General features: G+C 54.9%; 19 protein-coding genes. 4 read left to right on the top strand and 15 right to left on the bottom strand.

All coding sequences use genetic code 11. The features are described from left to right. Nucleotides 1–228: 228 nt before the first annotated feature. The gene (locus BBD41_RS19535) at nucleotides 229–591 is read right to left on the bottom strand and encodes a hypothetical protein (RefSeq protein ID WP_077568012.1); all 363 of its coding nucleotides are present in this window, start codon (nucleotides 589–591) and stop codon (nucleotides 229–231) included. Between the two features lie 268 nt (nucleotides 592–859). Between BBD41_RS19535 and BBD41_RS19530 the strand changes: the two genes are divergently transcribed. After that, the gene (locus BBD41_RS19530) at nucleotides 860–1,228 is read left to right on the top strand and encodes a helix-turn-helix domain-containing protein (protein ID WP_007132316.1); all 369 of its coding nucleotides are present in this window, start codon (nucleotides 860–862) and stop codon (nucleotides 1,226–1,228) included. Nucleotides 1,229–1,362: 134 nt separating this feature from the next. Here the strand turns inward: BBD41_RS19530 and BBD41_RS30030 are convergent, their stop codons facing one another. The 4 genes from BBD41_RS30030 to BBD41_RS19515 form a co-directional block, all read right to left on the bottom strand. Further along, on the bottom strand, nucleotides 1,363–1,512 hold the full coding sequence (locus BBD41_RS30030; protein ID WP_167392982.1) for a hypothetical protein: 150 nt from the start codon (nucleotides 1,510–1,512) through the stop codon (nucleotides 1,363–1,365). A gap of 319 nt (nucleotides 1,513–1,831) precedes the next feature. After that, nucleotides 1,832–6,427, bottom strand: coding sequence for a glutamate synthase large subunit (gltB, locus tag BBD41_RS19525; RefSeq protein WP_077568013.1), 4,596 nt, complete (start codon nucleotides 6,425–6,427; stop codon nucleotides 1,832–1,834). A 475-nt stretch (nucleotides 6,428–6,902) separates the two neighbouring features. Beyond that, a complete protein-coding gene (locus tag BBD41_RS19520; RefSeq protein ID WP_099478501.1) occupies nucleotides 6,903–9,170 on the bottom strand; it encodes a YhgE/Pip domain-containing protein in 2,268 nt (755 codons plus the stop codon). Between the two features lie 240 nt (nucleotides 9,171–9,410). Then, nucleotides 9,411–9,992: a TetR/AcrR family transcriptional regulator gene (locus tag BBD41_RS19515; RefSeq protein ID WP_077568015.1), complete on the bottom strand. Its 582-nt coding sequence runs from the start codon at nucleotides 9,990–9,992 to the stop codon at nucleotides 9,411–9,413. Between the two features lie 350 nt (nucleotides 9,993–10,342). Here BBD41_RS19515 and BBD41_RS19510 point away from each other — a divergent pair, with 350 nt between their 5' ends. Further along, the gene (locus tag BBD41_RS19510) at nucleotides 10,343–11,515 is read left to right on the top strand and encodes an MGDG synthase family glycosyltransferase (protein ID WP_077568016.1); all 1,173 of its coding nucleotides are present in this window, start codon (nucleotides 10,343–10,345) and stop codon (nucleotides 11,513–11,515) included. A gap of 147 nt (nucleotides 11,516–11,662) precedes the next feature. On the opposite strand, the gene BBD41_RS19505 is transcribed toward BBD41_RS19510, so the two are convergent. The 3 genes from BBD41_RS19505 to thpR form a co-directional block, all read right to left on the bottom strand. Beyond that, complete coding sequence (locus tag BBD41_RS19505) at nucleotides 11,663–12,346, bottom strand: metal-dependent hydrolase (protein WP_099478500.1); 684 nt, start codon at nucleotides 12,344–12,346, stop codon at nucleotides 11,663–11,665. A gap of 42 nt (nucleotides 12,347–12,388) precedes the next feature. Continuing rightward, the gene (locus BBD41_RS19500; protein WP_077568018.1) at nucleotides 12,389–13,264 is read right to left on the bottom strand and encodes a cell wall hydrolase; all 876 of its coding nucleotides are present in this window, start codon (nucleotides 13,262–13,264) and stop codon (nucleotides 12,389–12,391) included. Nucleotides 13,265–13,361: 97 nt separating this feature from the next. Next, complete coding sequence (gene thpR, locus BBD41_RS19495) at nucleotides 13,362–13,934, bottom strand: RNA 2',3'-cyclic phosphodiesterase (protein WP_237087118.1); 573 nt, start codon at nucleotides 13,932–13,934, stop codon at nucleotides 13,362–13,364. A 128-nt stretch (nucleotides 13,935–14,062) separates the two neighbouring features. Between thpR and BBD41_RS19490 the strand changes: the two genes are divergently transcribed. Then, entirely contained in the window at nucleotides 14,063–15,016 is a 954-nt protein-coding gene (locus BBD41_RS19490) for a D-2-hydroxyacid dehydrogenase (protein WP_099478498.1), read from the top strand. A gap of 135 nt (nucleotides 15,017–15,151) precedes the next feature. Next, nucleotides 15,152–15,463, top strand: coding sequence for an MGMT family protein (locus BBD41_RS19485; protein WP_099478497.1), 312 nt, complete (start codon nucleotides 15,152–15,154; stop codon nucleotides 15,461–15,463). Nucleotides 15,464–15,717: 254 nt separating this feature from the next. Here BBD41_RS19485 and BBD41_RS19480 read toward each other — a convergent pair whose 3' ends face one another. The 7 genes from BBD41_RS19480 to BBD41_RS19450 all read right to left on the bottom strand — a co-directional run bounded on the left by BBD41_RS19480 (nucleotide 15,718) and on the right by BBD41_RS19450 (nucleotide 22,167). Continuing rightward, nucleotides 15,718–16,686, bottom strand: a complete 969-nt coding sequence (locus BBD41_RS19480) for a TRM11 family SAM-dependent methyltransferase (RefSeq protein ID WP_099480699.1) — start codon at nucleotides 16,684–16,686, stop codon at nucleotides 15,718–15,720. Nucleotides 16,687–16,790: 104 nt separating this feature from the next. Beyond that, nucleotides 16,791–17,828 (bottom strand): MsnO8 family LLM class oxidoreductase, encoded by a 1,038-nt coding sequence (locus tag BBD41_RS19475; protein ID WP_099478496.1) that lies wholly within the window; start codon nucleotides 17,826–17,828, stop codon nucleotides 16,791–16,793. A gap of 68 nt (nucleotides 17,829–17,896) precedes the next feature. Beyond that, entirely contained in the window at nucleotides 17,897–19,312 is a 1,416-nt protein-coding gene (locus tag BBD41_RS19470) for a deoxyguanosinetriphosphate triphosphohydrolase family protein (RefSeq protein WP_077568024.1), read from the bottom strand. Between the two features lie 536 nt (nucleotides 19,313–19,848). Beyond that, entirely contained in the window at nucleotides 19,849–20,634 is a 786-nt protein-coding gene (locus BBD41_RS19465) for a glycoside hydrolase family 73 protein (RefSeq protein WP_099478495.1), read from the bottom strand. After that, nucleotides 20,621–21,073, bottom strand: a complete 453-nt coding sequence (locus tag BBD41_RS19460; RefSeq protein WP_099478494.1) for a phage holin family protein — start codon at nucleotides 21,071–21,073, stop codon at nucleotides 20,621–20,623. The genes BBD41_RS19465 and BBD41_RS19460 overlap by 14 nt, the downstream gene beginning before the upstream one ends. 352 nt (nucleotides 21,074–21,425) lie before the next feature. Then, nucleotides 21,426–21,563 (bottom strand): XkdX family protein, encoded by a 138-nt coding sequence (locus tag BBD41_RS19455; protein WP_077568029.1) that lies wholly within the window; start codon nucleotides 21,561–21,563, stop codon nucleotides 21,426–21,428. After that, entirely contained in the window at nucleotides 21,556–22,167 is a 612-nt protein-coding gene (locus tag BBD41_RS19450; protein WP_099478493.1) for a hypothetical protein, read from the bottom strand. The genes BBD41_RS19455 and BBD41_RS19450 overlap by 8 nt, the downstream gene beginning before the upstream one ends. Nucleotides 22,168–22,173: the final 6 nt, after the last annotated feature.

Genomic DNA, 22,173 nt, shown 5'->3' with positions numbered 1-22,173 from the left:
CATGCTGAAAAGAGGTATCGGGAGAGTAGTTCGCCTGGTTCACGTAAATGCCATTACGAGCTAAATCGTCAATGTTTTCGCCATTTAGGACGCTCCGATTTAAGGTAAAAGAACTAATGACCGGGCATCGTAAATATAGTAGAATAACAATGAGCCGAAGTTCGTATATCACGTCTTAAGTCATAAGTTTTTTTGTCAGCGGCCACGCCCGGAGATGTCTGGTGTTTTTTAGCTGTACAATTTTAGCTTGCTTGGCTGAAGTTCATGGAGCATCATTCTGTTCAGCATGCCGATGATCCGGCTTTTCTGCTCGCGGTCCGCTTCGAACTCCAACCGGTACATATAATGACCTTGAAAGAGCCCCCGATCCTCAAGAGAGCCTGTTAACAGAAGATGATCCACCCGATCGTCAATCACATAACCGAGCGTAATATTAGATTGTATTGGGATTTTCCACGGACATAGGAATACCAGCCCATTCGGGACCAGCTCCAACGGGATAACCGGGTGGCTTTTCCCATGAATAGTCATCTCTCCGATTCGCAGCAGACGAATGCTAACGGTGATTTGGTGCTGCCGTTCGTGTAACATGATAAGATATCTCCGCCATCCCTTATCGATTTTTTTGGTATGGGACGTTTCCTTGCTGGATAAAATGATACTAAATGTCACCCATTGACCGAATTTAGATACGATTCGTATCTACTATTACTACTCAACATAATACGATACATATTGTATCTAGTCAACCGCATAATACCGATTTTCCCATAATTTTGGTCACAGGCATCTTGATGACAGATCGATGTAATCAGCTTCTATAGATACAAACACTCCATCGAAAGGGGGATCAATGCATATGAACTACGGAGAACGAATCTCTGAATTACGCGAACAGCGGGGATGGACCCAGGAAGAGCTTGCTGCTTCTGTCGGAATCACTCGTGCGGCACTATCCCATTATGAAAAAAACCGGCGCAAACCGGATTTTGAAACATTGACCCGCCTTGCAGACCTCTTTGACGTATCGATAGATTATCTCATCGGACGAACGGCACTGCCAAAAGCAGTCCTGGAGCCGGAGGTGCGTGAGTTTGTCGACCAGTTGGAGCTTTCCGACGACGATCTGCTGGAGCGTTTTAATCTCACGATCGATGGTCGCAAGCTGACGGAGGAAGAAGCCAAGCGGTTCATTGCTTTTGTGCGAATGGAGCGCTCCATGAAATAAGGGGTTCCCGGCTTTATTCTTCCATGCCCGTTTGCCGTACGTGCGGCAAATCAACGAAATCCCCGGCGGGTTCGATCCTGTCGATCCTTCCGCCGGGGATTTTTGTGCAACAGTATTCACATATGTTGACCGTGTTATTGTCCTTGTTGACGTTCCTTTGCCTGCAGCCATTTTTCAGGATGGATTCCTAATTGGATCATGAGCTTGTGAATGTCCAGATCCGTCTTCAGTCGGTCAAGCTTCTGCTCGGTGCTTCCTGAGCTTCTCTCCTTGTCCATACTCATTTTCTTAAACGACTCTCCTATCTACTATATTCCCTAATCCATCCCTTACTGCTCTTCAACTTGTATGTACGATTTACCGACAAACAACTTACTTACCAATATTATACCGGACCCTTTCTTATGATGGTGTCGTCTGGTGGAAGCATTGTCCTCCGCGAAAGCTTCTATTTTTGTCGAATATTGAGGTTCGCCGCCCCTTCGCCATGTACGAGTATGCAGTGCAGCCTTACCGTTTTCTTATATATGAAAAAAAGCTGCATTGTATTCTGATAAAGAACACAATGCAGCTAATTTATGCGTAAAAAAGTCTTATCGGCCTTTAGCTGCCTGAGCGAGCCAATTCTTTCATATTCGCTTCGAACGCAGCGAGCAGCGCGGCTTCACCCGCCAGGCCCTGGGCTTCAGCCTTCTCGATCTGCTGCAGCATGCGCTTGTAATCCTTCGGAATAACCCGAACAAAGCGCTGAACCGCCTCATCCCATTCCCCGAGAATTTGCTGGGCAGGCACGCTGTCCGTGTGGATGGAGTGCTGCTGGATCATCCGGAACAGAATGTCCTTCTCCTTCGGCTCCTCCACCCGCTCAAGCAGCACCATCTCCAGGTTGCAGCGCTGAACGAAGGTTCCATCCGGATCATAGACGTATGCGACGCCGCCCGACATCCCGGCCGCGAAGTTGCGTCCCGTCTCGCCAAGCACGACCACCCGGCCGCCGGTCATATATTCGCAGCCGTGGTCGCCTACGCCCTCTACAACGATGCTCGCACCGGAGTTACGAACCGCGAAGCGTTCGCCTGCAATTCCCCGGATGTAAGCTTCGCCGCCGGTAGCTCCGTAGAACGCGGTATTACCGGCGATGATGTTCTCCTCCGCTTTAAAGGTCGCCTTCGGAGAAGGCTTCACGATGAGCTTGCCTCCGGACAGGCCTTTGCCGATGTAGTCATTGGCATCGCCTTCTACCGTCAGCGTCATTCCCTTCGGCACGAAGGCGCCGAAGCTTTGACCAGCCGATCCGGTAAAGCTGAAGCGGATCGTGTCCTCCGGCAATCCGGCAGCTCCGTATTTGCGCGTAACCTCGCTGCCCAGAATGGTGCCTACCGCGCGATCCACGTTCGTGATCGGGAACGCGCCTTCTACCGGAGAGCCGCTTTCCAGCGCAGGCTGGGCGGCTTCCAGAAGGGAACGCATGTCGAGCGTCTGCTCAAGCCCATGGTTCTGCCGCTGGGAGCGATACCGCGTGCTGCCTTCCGGAAGCTCCGGTGAGTACAGCAGCGCCGAGATGTCGACGCCCTTCTTCTTCCAATGATTATCGGCTTTCACGGCATCCAGGCAGTCGGTGCGCCCGATCATCTCATCTACGGTGCGGAAGCCGAGCTCCGCCATAATCTCCCGCATATCTTCAGCGACAAAGCGCATAAAGTTGGCGACATGCTCGGGATCCCCCGTAAAGTTCTTGCGCAGCTCCGGATTCTGGGTCGCTACGCCGACCGGGCAAGTGTCCATCTGACATACCCGCATCATGATACAGCCGATCGCCACGAGCGGCGCCGTGGAGAATCCGTATTCCTCGGCCCCGAGCAGCGCGGCCACAACGAGGTCGCGCCCGTTCAGCATTTTACCGTCCGTCTCCAGCACGACGCGGTCGCGCAGATTGTTCATGATCAGCGTCTGGTGGGTTTCCGCCAGCCCCAGCTCCCACGGCATGCCGGCATGGCGAATGGAGCCCTGCGGCGAAGCGCCTGTGCCGCCGTCGTAACCGCTGATCAGAATGATATCCGCCCGGCCCTTCGCCACACCTGCGGCGATCGTGCCGACGCCCACCTCCGACACCAGCTTCACGTTGATGTCCGCGCGCGGGTTCGCGTTCTTCAAATCATAGATGAGCTCCGCCAAATCCTCGATCGAGTAAATGTCGTGATGCGGCGGCGGGGAGATGAGGCCAACCCCCGGCGTGGAGCCGCGAACCTCGGCTACCCAAGGGTATACCTTACGTCCAGGGAGCTGTCCTCCCTCGCCCGGCTTCGCGCCTTGAGCCATCTTGATCTGGATTTCGTCCGCGTTCACCAGATAGTTGGACGTTACCCCGAAGCGGCCCGATGCTACCTGCTTGATCGCGCTGCGGCGGGAATCGCCGTTCGCATCCGGCACGAAGCGCCCCGGATCCTCACCGCCCTCGCCGGTATTGCTCTTGCCGCCGATGCGGTTCATCCCGATAGCCAGGCTCTCGTGGGCTTCCTTGCTGATGGAGCCGAACGACATCGCGCCGGTCTTGAAGCGGCGCATGATCGACGCGGCCGACTCCACCTCATCCAGAGGAACCGGTGCACCCGCGGGCTTGAGCTTCAGAAGAGCCCGAAGTGTCAGATGCGCTTCGTTCTCGCCCTGCACCAGCTCGGCATACTTCTTGTACGTGGCGTAATCGCCCGTACGTACCGCCTGCTGCAGCAGGTGGATCGTTCTCGGATTGAACAGATGCTCTTCCCCGTCAGCCCGCCACTGGTATTCGCCGGCGGAATCCAGCACTTTATCATTGCCGTCCTTATCGGAAAAGGCCCGCTCATGATGGGCCAGCGCCTCGAGCGCAACTTCCTCGAGCCCGATTCCGCCGATGCGGGATGGCGTGCGGGTAAAGTATTTCTCGACAAAGTCTTCCTTCAGGCCGACTGCCTCGAAAATCTGTGCACCGCGGTACGACTGGATGGTGGAGATCCCCATTTTGGATAGAACCTTCACGACGCCCTTGCTTGCCGCTTTAATATAGTTCTTCACGGCCTTCTCGTGGGAAATGCCGCGAAGCATGCCCTCCCGGATCATATCGTCGAGCGTTTCGAACGCGAGGTACGGATTGACGGCGCTCACGCCGTAGCCGAGCAGGAGCGCGTAGTGATGCACTTCCCGCGGCTCGCCGGATTCCAGCAAAATCGCAACCTTGGTCCGCGTCCCCTGACGGATCAGGTGGTGATGCAGCGCCGAGACGGCCAGCAGCGATGGAATCGCCGCGTTGTCCTTGTCGACGCCGCGGTCGGACAGGATCAGAATGTTATGTCCCTTCGAGATGACGCGGTCCGCCGCTTCGCACATCGTATCGATCGCTCTGCGGAGACCCTCGGCCCCTTCGGCCGCCGGGAAGAAGATCGGAATCGTCATCGATTTAAAGCCGGGACGGCGAACATGGCGCAGCTTCGCGAAGTCCTCATTGGACAGCACCGGCGAATCGAGAAGGATATGACGGCAGCTTTCCGGCTCCGGCTTCAGCAGGTTCCGCTCCGGTCCGATCGTCGTAGCGGTCGAGGTGATCAGCTCCTCCCGGATCGCGTCAATCGGCGGATTCGTAACCTGGGCGAACATCTGCTTGAAATAGTTGAACAAGCGCTGCGGGCGCTCGGACAACACCGCCAGAGGCGCATCGTATCCCATGGAAGCAATGGCTTCGGCTCCAGTGATCGCCATCGGCTCCAGTACCTTGCGCAGCTCCTCGTACGTATAACCGAAGGCTTGCTGAAGCTGGCGCACGTTCTCGTGCTTCGGCTCCGGAGCTTCCGGCGCATCCGGAAGGTCATGCAGCTCGACCAGATGCTCCTCCAGCCAATCCCCGTACGGCAGCTCGGCCGCGATCGCCGCCTTGACCTCCTCGTCGGAGATGATGCGGCCTTCCTTGGTGTCTACAAGCAGCATCCGTCCCGGACGCAGACGGTCCTTGTACAGAACGTTCTCCGCCGGAATATCCAGTACCCCCGCTTCGGAGGAGAGAATGATCAGATCATCCTTCGTAACGTAATAACGGGACGGACGCAGACCGTTCCGGTCCAGCGTAGCGCCGATCTGGACGCCGTCCGTAAAGGCCATCGCCGCAGGGCCGTCCCATGGCTCCATCAAGGTGCTGTGGTATTTGTAGAATGCTTTTTTCGTATCATCCATGCTCTCATGGTTGCTCCATGGCTCGGGAACCATCATCATGGCCACATGCGGCAGGGAGCGCCCGCTGAGATACAGGAATTCAAACGTATTGTCGAACATGCCGGTATCCGACCCGTCGGGGTTGATAATCGGCTTGATTTTCTCCAGATCGCTGCCGAACAGCTCGTGCTCGAACAGGGACTGGCGGGCATGCATCCAGTTCACGTTGCCGCGCAGCGTGTTGATCTCGCCGTTATGGATCATGAAGCGGTATGGATGCGCACGCTCCCAGCTTGGGAAGGTGTTGGTGCTGAACCGGGAGTGAATCAGCGCGATGGCCGATTCCAGGCGTTCCTCCTGCAGGTCGAGGTAGAACTGGCCCACCTGCTCCGTCGTCAGCATGCCCTTGTATACGATTTTTCGGCAGGAGAGGCTGGACACGTAGAAGCTGTCGCCCTCGGGCTTGCCGCTGTAACGGATCGCCAGCTCGGCGCGGCGGCGAATAATGTAGAGCTTGCGTTCAAAAGCAAGATCATCCGAGATATCCTCGCTCCGTCCGATGAATACCTGACGGACATACGGCTTCGCCGATTTTGCGGATTTGCCGAGCATCTCGTCGTTGGTCGGGACATCCCGGAAGCCGAGCAGCGTCTGCCCTTCCTCGGCAATAATCGCGGCCAGCTGGTCTTCATGTGCGGCACGAACCTCAGGGTCATGGGACAGAAACAGCATGCCTGCGCCGTATTGTCCGGCTTCAGGAAGCTCGAAGCCCAGCTTCGCCGCTTCCTCGGCGAAGAAGGCATGAGGAATTTGCAGCATAATGCCTGCGCCATCGCCGGAGTTCGGCTCGCTGCCCTGACCGCCGCGATGCTCCATGTTGGCCAGCATCGTCAGCGCGCTGCTGACGATGGCATGGGATGGTTTGCCCTTGATATGGGCGATGAAACCCATACCGCACGCATCTTTTTCAAACTGCGGATCATAGAGGCCCTGTTTCTGGGGAAAATCGGTATGTTTCATAGAATGCAACCTTTCTTGTTATAGAATAAAATGCGGCTGAATGAACTAAAAGCATACGACCCTGCATCGATCCCCATGCTGAAGCAAGAACACCGATTAGAAATGATGCAGTTTAGTGCAAAATGGACAAAGGTCATTCCTTACCTGATACGTTAGATTAATTAGTACAGATTATTGTATCACCGTCATACGATGGGGGCAATTCAAACTTTTTATGAAGATGATAAGAATTACTTTTAAGAAAACACGTTATGGATAGATGTTTGAAATCATGTAGAATAGTGCAAAAAATAATGCAAATATAACATTCCGAACCCCCTCCATGTCCGATTGTCCTCCCTCCTTTTCGTTCGAGCCTCAGAATTCCCGGTGAATTCACAAGCACAGAAAAGGGGCTCCCCAGGTCCTATGACCTTGGAGAGCCCCTTGTGGATACTGCTTATCGCTGCTTCGGCGCATCGACTGGATGGCACCCTTATGCCGATACTGCGTTCTCGGTATTTACCGATTTCTTAACACCGCAGTTCGACAAAAAGTAAATGGCGGTCAATACCAGGAATACGAGGCCGAATCCGGCCAGCACGCCCGTATTGCTCCACATGCCGTCGAAGTTGCCCGTCGATATGACGTCCTTGTACCCCTTCACGCTGTAGGTCATTGGCAGCAGAGGGTTCAGCACCTTCATCCAGTCCGGAATAAGCTCCAGCGGGAAGGTACCTGCGCTCGTCGTCAATTGGAAGATCAGAATCACGATGACAACGAAGCGCCCCGGTTGATCGAGCCAAGTGACAAACGCTTGAACCAGGAACATGAAGGACAGGCTCGTCACGAAGGAGAACAGGTAGAAGAGCGGTACGTTCTGCACATCAAGCTTCAGCCCGTAGAGCATGACGATGACCGCCAGCAGCGCCTGAAGCATGCCCATACCGGCAAATGAAAGCGTGCGGCTGACGAATCGGTTCCAGCCGGATGCATCCGGCACGGAGGAGTTGCGAATCGGCAGGATGATCGTCGAGATCAAGGCCCCGACGAACAAGCCGAGCGACAGGAAGTAAGGCGCGAAGCCCGTGCCGTAGTTCGGCACCTCATTCACCTTGTGCTCATCGATCTGCACCGGTCCGGCAAACATCGTAATGGTCTCGTCCGTCGTCTTGATATCGCCCGTCTTGTCGGCGGCCTCGTTCAGCTTGCCGGCCAGCTCTCCGCTGCCGTCCTTCAATTCGCTCATGCCGCTGACCAGCTGACCCGCGCCGGAGTCCAGCTGCTTCGAGCCGTCGGCGAGCGCGCCTACGCCGCTGCCGAGCTTGCCCGCTCCGCCTGCCAGCTGCTGCGTGCCTTGTGCCAGCGTTGCGGCGCCGCTTGCGAGCTCTTTGCCTCCGGCTGCCGCCTCGCCAAGCTTCGTGCCAAACAGCTTCATGCCGTCAACCAGCTGCGTCTGTCCTGCATTCAGCTGCTTCGCGCCAGCCAGCAGCTCCTTACCGCCGGATGCCAGCTGTTTGCCGCCTGCAGCAAGCTCCGAAGCACCGCTGCTGAGCTTGCCCGCTCCCGCATTCAGCTGCTGTACCCCCTGATCCAGGGCTGCTGCGCCATCGGCCAGCTTCTTCTGGCCGGCATTCAGCTGCGAGGTACCGGAAGCAACGGATTGGCTGGCAGCCAGCAGCTTCTGCATCTCCGGGCTTTGCGCAAGCTCAGGGTTCCCTTCCGCAAGCTGCTTCAGGCCGTCTGCGACCGCGTTAGCCCCTTGCTCGAGGGAAGCCGCAGCTTCAAGCGATTGTTGGAGTCCTGCCTTCAAATTGCCGCTGCCCTCGGCAGCGCTCTTCGCACCGGCTGCCAGCTGCGCGGCACCGGCCTGGTTGGCCTGCAGGCCTTCATTCAGCTTCGCGCTGCCCGCTGCCGCAGCTTCAATCCCGGACTGCAGCTTCGCGCCGCCCTTGCTCGCCTGCTCCGCGCCGGCTGTAAGCTGGCCGTGAGCGCTCTTCAACTGCTCCAAGCCCGAGGACAGTGTTCCCGCCCCCGTGCTAAGCTTGCCGGCGCCGCTGTTCAGCTCCTGCATGCCTTGCGTCAGAGGCGCCAAGCCGTTTTGGAGCTCCTGGGTTCCGCTAACGAGCTTCGCCAGGTTCTCCTTCAGCTTCACGGCTCCGTCATCAAGCTTGACCGCGCCTTCCGACAGCTTGGATGCGCCGTCCCCCGCTTCGCTCAAACCATCCGACACTTTGCCGATCTGGTCAAACAGCGTTTCGGTGTAGGCCTCCGTCACCTTCTGGGACACCTTGGACTGGATTTCCTTCACAGCCGTTCCGCCGATCTGCGCGGCGAGGAAGTTATAGCCCTCATTCGGCTCGAATACGATCTGGGCCGGCTGAGGATGCTCATCCATTAACGTCGTCGCCTGCTGCGAGAAGTTCTCAGGAATGGTGATCGTCATGTAATACTTATTGTCTTTCATCCCTTGCTCGGCTTCGCCCTTGTTCACGAACTGCCAGTTAAAATCTTTACCCTTCTTGAGCTCGGCTACCAGGTCCTTACCTGCCTGAAGCTCCTTGCCTTCGAATACGGCTCCCTGGTCGTTGTTGACGACGGCGACGGGAAGATCATCCATCTTCCCGTAGGGATCCCAGAAGGCTCCAAGAAACATACCGCTGTACATCACCGGTATGAACAGCACGGCGATGATCGGAATCAGAATTTTCGGATTACGAAGCGCCGCGCCGATGTCTTTTGCAAATACAGATAATGACTTCATCGGAGTCTCTCCCCTTTTTCTCTAAATAACGGTGTTGCATGCCGACATGATCCACATTCGTGGAGGTATTACATGGCAAGCCAGTACATAATGACCAATATGCTCATTCGGTCAGTCGAGACGAAAAAAATGCCCGATCCAAGAAGACCTCCTCATTCACCCGCCTGATCTTATGATCTTATCCGTGAACGGAAGGTCTCCTAAATACGGCAGACCAAGAAAAGAGTCCCTTTCTATTTCTTACTGCGAGGTCTTTAGCCCGTCAGCCAGAAACACCATCATATATTCCTTGATCTGCTCCTTGCTCAGGGGGGCATGCAGCTGGTTGAGGTCGGTTGTTAAGGCAATGTACAGCTTCAGCATGACGAAGGATACCACCTGGGCATCCAGCGGTTTGATCTCGCCGCTTGCCATAGCGCGTTCCACAATCCCCTTCAAATAGCCGACAATCCCGTTCTCTACCTTGGTCAATCCTTCATGCGCTTTAGGCGTCCCGATATCCCTCACCTCTTGCGAGAGCTTAATGAACAGCTCATGCTCGCTCCGAAACTCCAGAAGGACATCCAGCACACGATACAGATTGTCGAAGAATTCCCTGTCCTCCCGGATTTCCCGCTCGGCCATCCGCTTCATCTCCATGATCGCCGAGTGCAAAATCTCGTCAAACAGCTCATCCTTGTTCGTAAAAAACGTATAAATCGTGCCCTTGCCCACATTCGCGATCTTCGCCACCTGTTCCATCGTCGTCGCCTTGTAGCCGAACAAGGCAAACGATTTGGAGGCCGCATCAAGCACTTGCTTCCGACGGTCCACAGCTGACATGCCAACCCCTCCTCCTGTAATAAGCGCACTTCGTCCGATTTCGTAAAACTGACCGAAATACACTTTTGGTCATTTGGTCAAAATTTACTTTACCAGATTGTCATTCGGTTTGCAATAGGTTTATTTCATATTTAGATCATGGAGCCCTCGGGAGCTCTATTCAACCATCTCTATATTATAGAAGAAAAAGGTCTGGGCAAGGATGCATCCCCCTCGTGGATGGACAAAATAATTGAAATGCTTTCCCCCATCGGCGCGTATATATAGGACGCATGCTCTTTTTTTTCACGCGCTCTTCAAAAAATGATTCCTGTTCTGTAAGATAGAGGGAGAAAGAAGTAGGTGAAATCATGCGATATACAAGAGTGCTCCTTTTTTCCGAAGGATTCGGTACGGGGCATACGCAAGCAGCTTATGCGCTGGCTGAAGGGATACGACGGATGAATCCCGGAATCCACTGCCGCGTAATCGAGCTGGGTAATTTTCTTAACCCGACGGTGGGCCCGTTGATCCTGTCCGCTTACCGCAAAACCGTCAGCACCCGGCCGCGCCTTGTCGGCATGCTGTACCGTTCGCAATATAAGAAATCGCTAAACCGTTTGACGAGGCTGGCGCTGCATCGCATTTTCTACGCACAGGCCGAGCGCTTGATCGAGCAGCTGAAGCCGAATTTGATCATCTGCACCCATCCGTTTCCGAATGCGGTCGTCTCCCGCTTGAAGCGCCAAGGGCTCTCGGTTCCGCTTTATACGCTGATTACCGATTATGATGCCCACGGCACCTGGGTCAATTCGGAGGTGGACGAATACCTGGTATCCACTCCCCATGTGAAGAAGATGCTGATGCACCGGGGAGTTCCCCCGGAGTTCATCCGCGTGACCGGCATTCCCGTGCATCCGAAGTTCTGGGAGAGCGGCGACAGGAAAGCCCTGGAGGCGGAGCTTGGCATCAACAGCATGCCTACCGTGATGATCATGGGAGGGGGCTGGGGCCTCGTATTTAACAAGGAGCTGCTCAGCAAGCTGGCGGCGAGGGCGAATGATATCCAGCTCGTCTTCTGTATGGGCCAGAATGAGAAGCTGGTAGCCAGCATGCGCGAAGATCCCATCTTTCAGCACCCGAACATCCACGTATGGGGCTACCGTGACGATATACATAAGCTGATGGACGTCTCCGACCTCCTGATTACAAAGCCGGGCGGCATGACCTGTACAGAGGGCGTGGCAAAAGGCATCCCCATGCTGTTCTATGAGCCGATCCCGGGACAGGAGGAGGAGAACTCCAATTTCTTTGTCAGCAGGGGTTTTGCCGAAATATTGGATTCTCCGTCCGTGATCGACAAATGGCTGGATCTGCTGTCCAATCAGTACGAGCAGGTTCAGGAGCAGCGCAGCTCTGCCGCCCGGTCGCGTTCGTCGCATCTGGCGCCGAAGCATTGCGCCGCAGAGGTCATGGAGCTGCTGAGGGATGAGCAGCCGCCCGCTATAGGAGACGAAGCCCCCCGGGTCTCGGATCAGCCTTAAGGATGATCGATTATTCTTACGGTGTTCAACTGCTTTATTCCCATAGTTTCATACCCGGCCGCATAATAAAAGCTTCCCTGTCGCAAGTCAGACAGGGAAGCTTTTTGTTATGGATAGTCAAGCGATTAAATCTATGGTTCTATGAATCTAGATCTCGAGACTTTCTCCCGCCTTCAGCGGATGCCCGGAAACGCCGGTTTTCGCGAGCTCGTCGCAGAATGCCTGCGCATCCTGACGAATGCCCGGAAACGTATCGTAATGCACCGGAATGACGTGCTTGGTCCGAATCCACTGCGCCGCAAGCAGCGCATCCTCCGGTCCCATCGTCAGCATATCCCCGATCGGCAGCGCGGCCGCATCGATGCTATGCATCTCGCCGATCAGCTTCATGTCGCCGAACAGGCTCGTGTCGCCCGCGTGATAGAACTGCTTGTCCCCCATCGTAAGGATGACGCCGCCGGGCTGACCAGCATAAATCCAGGTGTCTCCCGTCGAAATGGATGAGGAGTGAAACGCAGGGGTGTACTTCACCTTGAAGCCGTCAAACTGCGCGCTTCCCCCGATGTTCATGCCATAGGATTTCAAGCCCTGGTTCCCGCAATAGACGGCAAGCTCATAGACCGCAATGACGGGACAATCGTTGTTCTTGGCAATTTCAATGCAGTCGCCAAAGTGGTCGGAGTGCCCGTGGGTAAGCACCACCGCATCCACCTTTACATCGCTTGGCGAGATGCCGGATCCGGGATTTCCGGATAGGAACGGGTCAATGATGACGCTCTTTCCGCCCGCTTCCACTAGAATGCTAGAATGGCCGTAGTACGTTATTTTCATCGTTAAACACACCTCCTACAACCTAGTTTACCCGTTCGGGGACTACTTGTAAAAAGAGTGGTTTCCTATTTTCTTCACAAACGTTCTGGAATGATGCACGGTCAGATCCTGAGCAAGCTTTAGAGACAGAAAAAAATACGTGTCATCCTGAACCGCCTTATGGCCATGAAGCGCCGCATTGACGGATTTGATCGTCTCTTCGTTCGGCTTGACACGCTTAAGACGCCCGTTCGCTACAGGACTGAATTGATGCTTTTGATAGATGACTTCAGTAATGGTATCGGGAAAATTGGCTGACCGCAGCCGGTTTAAGACAACATTGGCAACTGCCACTTTGCCTTCGTACGGTTCGCCTTCCGCTTCTGCCATGACAATCTTCTGGAGCAGAAGCAGTTCTTCAGCTGACAAATCGTAGGTCCAGGTTGCTTGGTCTTTCTGATCCTGGGTCAACGTCTTTGTTCTCGTGAAGAATAAAGTTGTGGGGGGTTTTAGGCTTTCGGCCTGTGACTTGGCGACATGCGTCCCCTTCTTGTTCCCCGTTTTATCCTCGGCAGTCTTGGCCTTCGGCGCTTTAGCCGTCTTCGCTTTCGACTGTGAATTCGGGTTCCCGGTGGCGGTGGTGCCACGCTCTATATTAGGAAAGGAGAGCTTCTCGTCGCCCTTCATATTCCATGGTTGGTAAACAATTGAAGATAAAATATTGACAGGTTCCCCATTACTTATAATCTTTGATTTATTCCCAGCCGGATCGGGGATGCCTTCCGCAGCCAGCGCTGTCTTCGCAAGCACTGGCGCTGCATCCAGCTGCTCCCCTTCTGTTGTTTGCATACCAAGCAAGCTTATAAGAGACAAACTCACCAAGAGCGCACCAAGAAGCAGCGCAACCCAGCGATTTTGCCGAAGTAGTTTAATAACCATATTTTTCCTCCTATAATGTCGGCACATTCCTACACTATGTAACCACATTTTTGGGCATTGAAAACATGGTAATTTTATGAACATTTTATTTTTAGTTTCAGAAATTTCTTGAAAGCCGCGCCACTCCAACGATTTCGTACATCGGGGTTGCATGTAAATTTGTTCGGAAAAGAACCAGTTCATGAACGTCCCACTGGATGTTTACAGGAGGGCTTCCAATAATGTCCATTGAAAATTTTTCATCCCCTTGAAATTTACGGGCAATTGTAATGTGCGGGCGGTATGGGCGATCCTCCGGTACGAAACCGTACGATTCCATCCTCGACACGACGGAGCGCTGAAGCTTCGCCAGGGCGTCCACATCACCCCGGATTCCAGCCCATAAAATTCGCGGCGAAACGCTTGCGCCGAAAACCCCCGCTTCATGGACCCCTAAGGTGAATGGTGCATGCTCAGCAGCTGCCGCCGACAGCCCTGCCGTCAGCTCGGGAATTCGCTCCCTCGACGTATCGCCGAGAAATTGAACGGTTATATGGTAATCCTGCGGATGCACCCATTTGCGGAACGACGCTTGCGGCTTCAGCTTGTCCGCCCATGCACCCAGGCTTGCAGAAGCATCCGGTGACAAATGGACAGCAACAAACAGACGATCCATCGCATTCGAATCCATGTGTGTCAAACCTATTCACTTCCTTTCGATTGTCTGCGCCTATGCGGAAAACCGCAATATCTGATAAGATGAACGAAATAGATGTAATTTATGCCCAGGCTCTCATTACATTCCAAGGAGGTAGTACCATGCCTAATATCATTGCCTTACATGACATTACACCCCAACAGCGGCAAAAAATCAAGGAAATCGCCCCCAGTTACGAGCTGACCGTCACCAAAGCGAAGGATCTTGCTCCAGGAATGATCCGTAACGCCGACATTCTGCTCGGCTGGTCGCGTACGATCGAGGAGGAAGCGCTCGCCCAAGACAGCAAGCTGAAATGGATTCAGGCATGGTCGGCAGGCGTGGATAAATTGCCCCTGAGAAAATTCGAAGAACGAGACATCCTGCTGACGAACGCCAGCGGGGTACATAGCGTTCCCATTACGGAGCATATCTTTGCGATGATTCTCGCCTTCAACCGCAATCTCCACCTGGCGGTCCGCCAGCAATCGAACAAGAGCTGGGATACGTCGGGGACCTTCACCGAGCTTGCGGGAAAAACGATGGTGATCGTCGGCGTCGGCCAGATCGGCAGCCATACCGCACGCATCGCAAAGGCCTTCGGCATGCGGACGATCGGCGTACGGAATTCCGGCAAGCCGGACCCGCATGTGGACGTGATGTACACGGTGGGTCAACTGGATGAGGCATTGTCCCAAGGCGACTACGTCGTCAACATTTTGCCGCTGACGACCCAAACCAAGGGTATTTTTAATCACGAGCGTTTCTCCGTGATGAAATCCTCCGCTTTCTTCGTTAATGTGGGACGGGGGGCTACTGTGGTAACCAGCGATATGGTTCAGGCCCTTCAATCCGGCGCGCTTGCCGGAGTCGGCCTCGATGTGTTCGAGGAGGAGCCGCTTCCGCCCGAGCACCCGCTTTGGACGATGGACAACGTGATTATGACGCCGCATATGGCCGGCGATACGGACCGGTACGGGGAACGCGCTGTGGAGATTTTTCTGGATAATCTGAAATCATACGTCAAGAACGGGACTCTGACCCGCAATGTCATTGATTACAGCAGATCCTATTAGCCTTCCTCGTGAAACTTCGGAAGTAAAGGCTCTCCCAGTACAAGGCGAAAGGACGCTCAGGGGCGGATTTCCGCCGGGAGCGTCCTTTTTTGTAATTCGGATACCATGTTGGATATAAAAGGAGTTTGATCATCCATGCAGCCCTTTACGCAGCGTGTTATTGAAATCATCAAGAGCATCCCCGAAGGCCATGTCATGACTTACGGGCAAATCGCCCGATTGGCCGGCAGTCCGAGAGGAGCGCGGCAGGTTGTCCGCATCCTTCACTCTCTCAGCCGCATACATAAGCTCCCTTGGCACCGGGTTGTCAATGCCAAGGGAGAAATTGCAATCCAGGATGACGAATCCAGGATGATGCAGGAGCTGTATCTTCAAGGAGAAGGGGTCAGCGTGAATCATCGCGGCGTAATCGATTTGGATAAATACCGCTACGTTCCCGAAGAATAGCGGTGTCGTTTCGTTCCCGAAGAATGGCGATGCCGGCGCTCCTTCCAAGCAGCCTCAGTAAAGCCGCCGCAGCTCAACCAGCTCTGCCGGTCGATGAAGCGCCTATAGCTAAATTCTTAGGATGAGGACCTTGCCCTTTAGCACAACGCCGCTGAGGGTCCTTCACTTTGGTGACTGGCTCATAGCTAGAAGCTTCGGACGAAGGTTCCTTGTCTAAACTGAAAGACTCGCCTGGCTATCCCGGTCGATGCTTACTACTCACACAGCCAGATGCTTCGTTCGAAGGTTCCTTTGCGGGTCGTGCAGCTGCTGAGCACCTGCCATCCGGCCTGCTCCAGCTGCTCAGCCAGCGGCTCGGTGCTCACGATTACCGCCCGGTTTGCCAAGCGGCGCAGGCTGTTCAGCATCCGGCGCTGATCCTCTTCCGGAAATACGGAGCACACATTGTAGGGAAGATCCAGAACCGCGGTCTCGAAATGCCCTTCCAGGGTGTTCATGTCCCGTATGGCTACGATGCTGTCATCGTACCCGTAATGAGCCAGATTAACTCGGGCTCCCCGTACCGCAAGCGGATTGATGTCACAGCCCTCGCAGCGGATGCCCATGGACAGCGCCTCAATCAGCACATTGCCCATCCCGCAGCAGGGGTCGAGCAGCTTGGCACGTGGATCCGGTGCTGCTATATTGACAAGAGCCCGTGCGAGGCGGGATGTAAGGCCGGTCGAGTAATTTTGCGGCTTCTGCTTATGCTGGTGCCAAGCCCGCCGCGGGAGATGGAGCAGTCCGAGCTTCCACCCTCCTTGAACCGACAGCAGGCCGAACCGGTGCTCGGGCGTCTTCATGTCGGCCCGGCCCTTCATGCTTCCACCTACAATCCGTTCCATCGCCCGGAGTTCTTCGTACGATTGATGCTTCACTGCCTGCAGAGCGATCACCTTAAACGTCCCTCCGTTAAGCGGGATGCCCGCGGCTCGTTCCGCAAGCCGCTCGATGGAGCTGTCTGCCGCTATAACCTCGACGCATGCGGTCACGAACGGGCTTCGGTCCGGATCAACCCAGGTATCGCTTTCCAACCAGTCTGTACCATCCGGCTCGTGTCCGAACAGCGCCCTCAGCTCCATTCTGCACAGCTCCAGCTCCGTCTCGTGGGAAGCGAAGGTGTATAGATAGGTCGGCTTCGCCATCGCCGGGAATAAACCCGATCCATTTATTCGGTTGCTCATTTTTCGTGTCACAATATCATCTCTTCTACTATATATGTTTAACCGCTTGTTCCTTGAAAATCAGCCCCATGGTCATGCTTAGCGCAATCAAGAATCCGTAATGCCTACATCCCCATCAAAAGTTGGTACGACTTCAGCCGGGCGGCATAATCGGCGACCGGGGTTACGATAAGAAATTCGTCGCTCTCGTACTTCTCGGCCATTTGCTTCAGCACCGATTTTACGCTTTCTGCGGTACCTGTTAGAGTCCGAGGAAAGGGTCCTCCATCGTGTCTATCATGTCCATTGTGCTCGTCTTGTCTATCGTGTCCATTTTGCTCGTCTTGCCCATCCTGCCCATCGCCCCCGGTTTGCCCTGGCCGGGCAGCGTTATCTTGCCCCAGCTGCCCACTGTACTCCTGCCTGAGGCGTGCGGCTGCCGCAGCCATTTCACGGGCAAGCTCCTCTGTTTCCGCGCAAATGACGCTCACAGCCACGATCGTTTGCGGCTTCTTCAGGTGAGCCGAAGGCCTGAATGCTTCCCGATAGGATCGAAGCACCTCGGCGCCGTCCGTATCGCTCATAAACTGCCCGAAGACGTAGCCTGTCCCGAACTCGGCCGCATAGCCGGCACTCTTCGTATTGGTCCCCAGCATCCAGAGCGCAGGAGAAATTCCCGGCACCGGCTTGGCCGCAACCGGCACGTCCTCGTACCGGTAACGGTCCTCCAGCAGCTCGGTCAGCGCCCGGATCCGGTTCGGCAGATCGGCGACATGGCCGAGGAAGTTGCCGCTTAGCGCCATGCTCGTATGGGCCGAGCCGCCGGGTGCCCGGCCGACGCCAAGATCAATGCGGCCGGGATATAATGCTGCCAGCATGCGGAAGTTTTCCGCAACTTTGAGCGGGCTGTAATGCGGCAGCAGAACGGCGCCGGAGCCAAGCCGGATGCGCTCGGTCCGCGCCCCGATATGGGACAGCAATATTTCGGGAGAAGCACAGGACAAATGCTCCAGATCGTGGTGCTCCGCCGCCCAATACCGATGATAGCCCCATGCTTCGGCGCAGCGTGCTAATTCCGCAGCCTGCTGCAAGGTGTCTTCAAACGTACTTTCTCCAAGACGCGGAACGAGATCAAGGACGCCAAGCTTCAATGTTTGATTCAATAAGTCCACCTCCAAGGGCTTTGCACGTCGCTTTCCCTTTATATTCCGGGTCGCCACAGGATCCGATTTTAATCCAGGTCGTAGATGGATCCCACCTTCAGCCCGTACAGCTCATTGTATATTTTTTCCGCAAAAGCATCGGTCATGCCCGCAATATAATCGATGACCATATGCTCCCACGTCCAGATGGGATTCTCCCGCTTCTGGTCGGCCTCATAGCGCTGGAGCCAGTCGGACGGAATTATGGCCTGAGAGGCGACAGGATCGAGAAAGGCATCCCAAAGACGCTTGATGATCCACTCGCTGCGCTTTTGCAGCCGCTGCACCCGAAGGTCGCGAATCATCGTCACCCATGCAAAGCTCTTCAGCACACTAACCGTCCGCAGCATATCCTCGTCCTCGGCCCCGTCTTTGACGAAAGTGACCTTCTTCCAGTTCCCGTTCGGGATGACACCGAGACTGCCGACGAAAAGGCTGACCCAGTAAGCCTTCACCTCGCGCCGGGTGCGGGAGTAGTCATTCTCGCAGGTCGGCATTTTCTCGTTCCAGACGCGCAGGAACTCGTCCAGCACCGACTCCACCTTCGGATGGATCCGCTCCTTGGTCCATCCCTTCCACACCTCGTCTTCCAAGGTCATGATTTTCTGCACGATCAGCTTGTTCAAATGGCTGTCCCGAAGAAAATGCTCATGCACCTCAATCTTGCCGGCCTTAATCCCATCCTCCAGATCATGGGCGGAATAGGCGATGTCATCGCATAAATCCATCAGCTGCGCCTCGAGCGTCCGCTGAGTGCCGGGAATGCCCCACTCCTTCCGGATGTGCGAGATATACTCCCATTCGTGCCGGTACATCCCCTTCGGATTCTCCAAGCCGGAGAAGGGATACTTGTTGATCCCCAGCAGCACCGCGTCGGACAGGTTGAGCCCGTTTACGTTTTCCCTTTTTTCCAGGAACATGATCAGCCGGAAATTATGCGCATTGCCTTCAAAATGCTCATATTTCCGCCGCATCGCCTGCTGCACCTGTGCCGCCTGCTCCGGCGACGGGATTCCCGGCTGACGCGTCAGCGCCTCCTCGGTCTTCCGATCAATCAGCTTTTCCAATATGCCCTGGAGCACTTCCTCTCCTTTATGCCCGAAGGGCGGGTGTCCAAAATCATGGGCAATCGCCGCGCATTCCACCACCTCGGGATCAATCATCAGCCCTGCATTCTCTGCCGCTTCCGGCAGCACTTCCGGGTAGCTTCGGGCAAGGCTCCTTGCGGCCTCCCTGGCAATCTGCGCCACTTCCAACGAATGCGTCAGCCGTGTCCGGTAGTAATCGCCGGTCCCTGCACCGAACACTTGCGATTTCCCTTGAAGCCGTCGGAACGTCGGCGAATGGATCAAACGGGAATAGTCCCGTTCATACACCGCGCGGGAGGCATCGGACTTCGTCTGCTCCGGATATTGGCGATGCTCTCTAAGCTCCTTCAGCGTCATGTTTCCTCACTCCTGTTTATCTATTTGTAGTCGTTCTAACGCAATATGTACTTCCGATTATATGCCATCCGGCATCGGAAAGAAAAATACAATCTCCTGGGAGCGGCCGAATTTACAAAAATAACTAAATATCCCGTTCAGGAAGGTTAGATAAACTTACATAAAGGAGGGCTATTGTCTTTTTGAACTTGAAGGAACGAAACGGACTCTTTTAATGAGGTAAGGAATGGAATATGGAGTAAACAATATATTGAACGGGTTACGGCCATTAGGGTGGAAGGTTGTAGGATAACGGATAGGTCGAGAGGAACGTATGTATATTGGCAGGCATGGTATCGAGTTTATGAGGAAGGATTTCGCCTGTGTCTCGAGTGCTTCCTTGCGATAGAATGCTACGGCGCCTAAAACCCACTCTCCTCAAAAGATTTAATAGCCGCCTCCCCCATCGTCATGACAGGAGGGGCAGCTATCCACAATGGCATTACAGCATCCTCATATCGCTTCGCAAGCCGCTTAAGCTCGATCCTCATCAGGGATCACTTCTTCGGATCGCTAAATATCCCCATGCGGTGCAGGATTGTGAGCATCCGGTAAAAATCGTAGCTGCCGTCGGGATCTTTCAGCGCTGCCGCCTTCTTGGCCGCCTTCACGGCATCCTCTGCCCACGCCGGAACCTGATCAGGCTGCCGGGCTTCCAGCTTCTTCAGCCTAGCTTGCAACTGCTTGATTGTGTTCCCCTGCTCGCTCAGCGTGTTCAAAGCCGAAGCGTATTGGTTAGCGAGCTGCCGCAGTTCCCCTTGGGTTTTCTGCAGCTCGGCCGTCAACTGTTCGATTTTCATGCGTTCCTCCTCCTCGGGACTAGGCAGATCATAACGGTGGAGCGAATATTGCTCCATGATCGAGATCAGCTTCTGCGGATACTTGGGATCTGTCGCATAGCCGCCTTTCCAGATCTCCGTGGCCGCCGTCTTGTAGTCCGCCCATAAAACTCCGTGATAGCGCTTCGGCTTGTCTCTCGTTCCGTTCAAAATGAGTCTCGTGTGGTCGTCCACCGATTCATGCCAGCCGTTGTACTTGCGGAAATGGGCCTGAACGGTATACGGCGTGTTCCCCCGGTACTCCGTTGTCGGCATCGTTACGCTGCCGGCCGGACCCGTTCCTTTGATGCCGAACAGATTATTGGCCTTTTGCGTCAACCCGCTCGTCCCCCAGTTTGACTCCAAAATCGCTTGCGCCAGCGTCAACGAAGCGGGTACGCCGTATTTTCTCATGTCCTCGGTCGCGATCGGCGCCAGCTTGGCGATAAACTCATGAGGCTTCATCCTTTTTGTCTCCTTTCCCAGCGGTTTTCTTCTCACCTTCCTCCGATTTGATCTGGAAGACCTGTACCACATTACGCAGCGATTGCGGAATCGGTACGCCCATCCGCCCAACATTCTCAAGAATGGACAGCAGCTCATTGGCCAGGTAGAAGAAGATGACCGTGTTTTGAAAATAGTTCATCTCGCCGAGCACCCGGTCAACCAGGTGCATTAACGCGATGATGAGAAAAATCGTGATTTTCCGGGCGATGCCGGCGTAGCCCTTCCGGCTCCGCAGCTCGCCATTCATCCAGGCCGCCCCCCAGCCGGTCAGCCAGTCGATCACCACGAACCACAGCAGCAAATGCAGCGGCAGGGACCAGCCGCCCCAGACATACCCGGTTACGGCACCCGTCCCAGCCACCAGCATCTTAAACAGTTGACCGATGTGCTCATACATAATCGTTCCTCCTTTTTATCGTTGAAGGGATGAGAAAGCCCTCGGCGGCCGAGGGCTTGAAAGGAATGTGGCTCTAAGAAGCTAATTGATTGGTTATCAGGACTGCGCTTGCGGAGTCTGCCTCCACCTTTTGTTGGCGTATCAGCACTTCGAATGCGGATCCTGCCTCGCCTTTGTTGGCGTAACAGCACTGCGCATGCGGATCCTGCCTCCGATCGCTGTTGTCCCCGGATTTTTGTGAAGACTTTTAAGCAAGGTTAAAATCCGGGGACAAAGGCGAACGCTTCGCTTCTCCAGCAGCATTCCGCCTTCTCCGTTGAAGTCTTGGATTCTGATCGAAACTCTTAGAAGATCAAAAAGCCTCCCCTGTAATGGCTTCGTACTCCTCTGGCGTGATGACGCCAAACGCTACGTACTGTCGAAGCTGGGGCTTTTGCGCCCACCTTTTTTCGTAGTAATATTTCAAGCGTTCAAAATCATTCTCAAACATACGTTTCCCCTCCTTCGGATGGACTGCCTTCAAGCGACAGCAGACGTAGCTCCAGCCCTACGACTTGCGCGCCGAGTGTTTCGTTTTGCCGGCGAATCTCCAGCATCTCCAATTCCCGTGCTACCAGCTCTGTGCCCAGCCAGTCCAACTCGCTTGGGGCTTGCGGCTGGGGTGCAGTGATTCGCTCAATCTCCTCGGGGGTTAGCCCCTCGATCCATAGGGCGGGCATCGGTGGAATGTTCAAGACCGGCCGGTTGCCCCGCTCCTCCTCTGGAGTGGAGTTCCATGCCCTCATCGCCTCTTGATAGGCGGCTTCCGCTGCTAGGATCGAGTCCTCGTATTCCCGCCACGCCTCAAGATCGAAGCGCGGGTGGAAGAGACCGGGTGGAACCGGGATGCCGACGATATAGCCTGCCGGTTCCCGGTCGACTAGTTCATCTCCGGTGCTAGCATTCGAGATATTGATAACTGTATCTAGATGCTCCGGTCCATTGGAAATGGGTAGAACCGGGGAATAAAAAGGGACGACACCGGTAAAGGTATCGTCCACGAGTTCGTCCTCCAGATAGAGGCCGTCAATATTTACCTTAGGTACGGCTTTCATATAATC

Origin of the sequence: Paenibacillus ihbetae (assembly GCF_002741055.1) — a bacterium.
GTDB classification, from domain to species: Bacteria; Bacillota; Bacilli; order Paenibacillales; family Paenibacillaceae; genus Paenibacillus_AQ; species Paenibacillus_AQ ihbetae.
Note: the sequence above shows the minus strand (reverse complement) of the source record. Positions and strands in the feature narration are given on the sequence as shown.

What these genes read in the sequence shown, in the direction of transcription:
- BBD41_RS19450 (WP_099478493.1), bottom strand. Translation starts at nt 22,167, where the DNA reads ATGAAAGCCGTACCTAAGGTAAATATTGACGGCCTCTATCTGGAGGAC.
- BBD41_RS19455 (WP_077568029.1), bottom strand. Translation starts at nt 21,563, where the DNA reads ATGTTTGAGAATGATTTTGAACGCTTGAAATATTACTACGAAAAAAGG.
- BBD41_RS19505 (WP_099478500.1), bottom strand. Translation starts at nt 12,346, where the DNA reads ATGAAAATAACGTACTACGGCCATTCTAGCATTCTAGTGGAAGCGGGC.
- BBD41_RS19520 (WP_099478501.1), bottom strand. Translation starts at nt 9,170, where the DNA reads ATGAAGTCATTATCTGTATTTGCAAAAGACATCGGCGCGGCGCTTCGT.
- BBD41_RS19465 (WP_099478495.1), bottom strand. Translation starts at nt 20,634, where the DNA reads ATGAAGCCTCATGAGTTTATCGCCAAGCTGGCGCCGATCGCGACCGAG.
- BBD41_RS19515 (WP_077568015.1), bottom strand. Translation starts at nt 9,992, where the DNA reads ATGTCAGCTGTGGACCGTCGGAAGCAAGTGCTTGATGCGGCCTCCAAA.
- BBD41_RS19470 (WP_077568024.1), bottom strand. Translation starts at nt 19,312, where the DNA reads ATGACGCTGAAGGAGCTTAGAGAGCATCGCCAATATCCGGAGCAGACG.
- BBD41_RS19460 (WP_099478494.1), bottom strand. Translation starts at nt 21,073, where the DNA reads ATGTATGAGCACATCGGTCAACTGTTTAAGATGCTGGTGGCTGGGACG.
- BBD41_RS19490 (WP_099478498.1), top strand. Translation starts at nt 14,063, where the DNA reads ATGCCTAATATCATTGCCTTACATGACATTACACCCCAACAGCGGCAA.
- BBD41_RS19510 (WP_077568016.1), top strand. Translation starts at nt 10,343, where the DNA reads ATGCGATATACAAGAGTGCTCCTTTTTTCCGAAGGATTCGGTACGGGG.
- BBD41_RS19485 (WP_099478497.1), top strand. Translation starts at nt 15,152, where the DNA reads ATGCAGCCCTTTACGCAGCGTGTTATTGAAATCATCAAGAGCATCCCC.
- thpR (WP_237087118.1), bottom strand. Translation starts at nt 13,934, where the DNA reads ATGGATTCGAATGCGATGGATCGTCTGTTTGTTGCTGTCCATTTGTCA.
- BBD41_RS30030 (WP_167392982.1), bottom strand. Translation starts at nt 1,512, where the DNA reads ATGAGTATGGACAAGGAGAGAAGCTCAGGAAGCACCGAGCAGAAGCTT.
- BBD41_RS19535 (WP_077568012.1), bottom strand. Translation starts at nt 591, where the DNA reads ATGTTACACGAACGGCAGCACCAAATCACCGTTAGCATTCGTCTGCTG.
- gltB (WP_077568013.1), bottom strand. Translation starts at nt 6,427, where the DNA reads ATGAAACATACCGATTTTCCCCAGAAACAGGGCCTCTATGATCCGCAG.
- BBD41_RS19500 (WP_077568018.1), bottom strand. Translation starts at nt 13,264, where the DNA reads ATGGTTATTAAACTACTTCGGCAAAATCGCTGGGTTGCGCTGCTTCTT.
- BBD41_RS19530 (WP_007132316.1), top strand. Translation starts at nt 860, where the DNA reads ATGAACTACGGAGAACGAATCTCTGAATTACGCGAACAGCGGGGATGG.
- BBD41_RS19480 (WP_099480699.1), bottom strand. Translation starts at nt 16,686, where the DNA reads ATGAGCAACCGAATAAATGGATCGGGTTTATTCCCGGCGATGGCGAAG.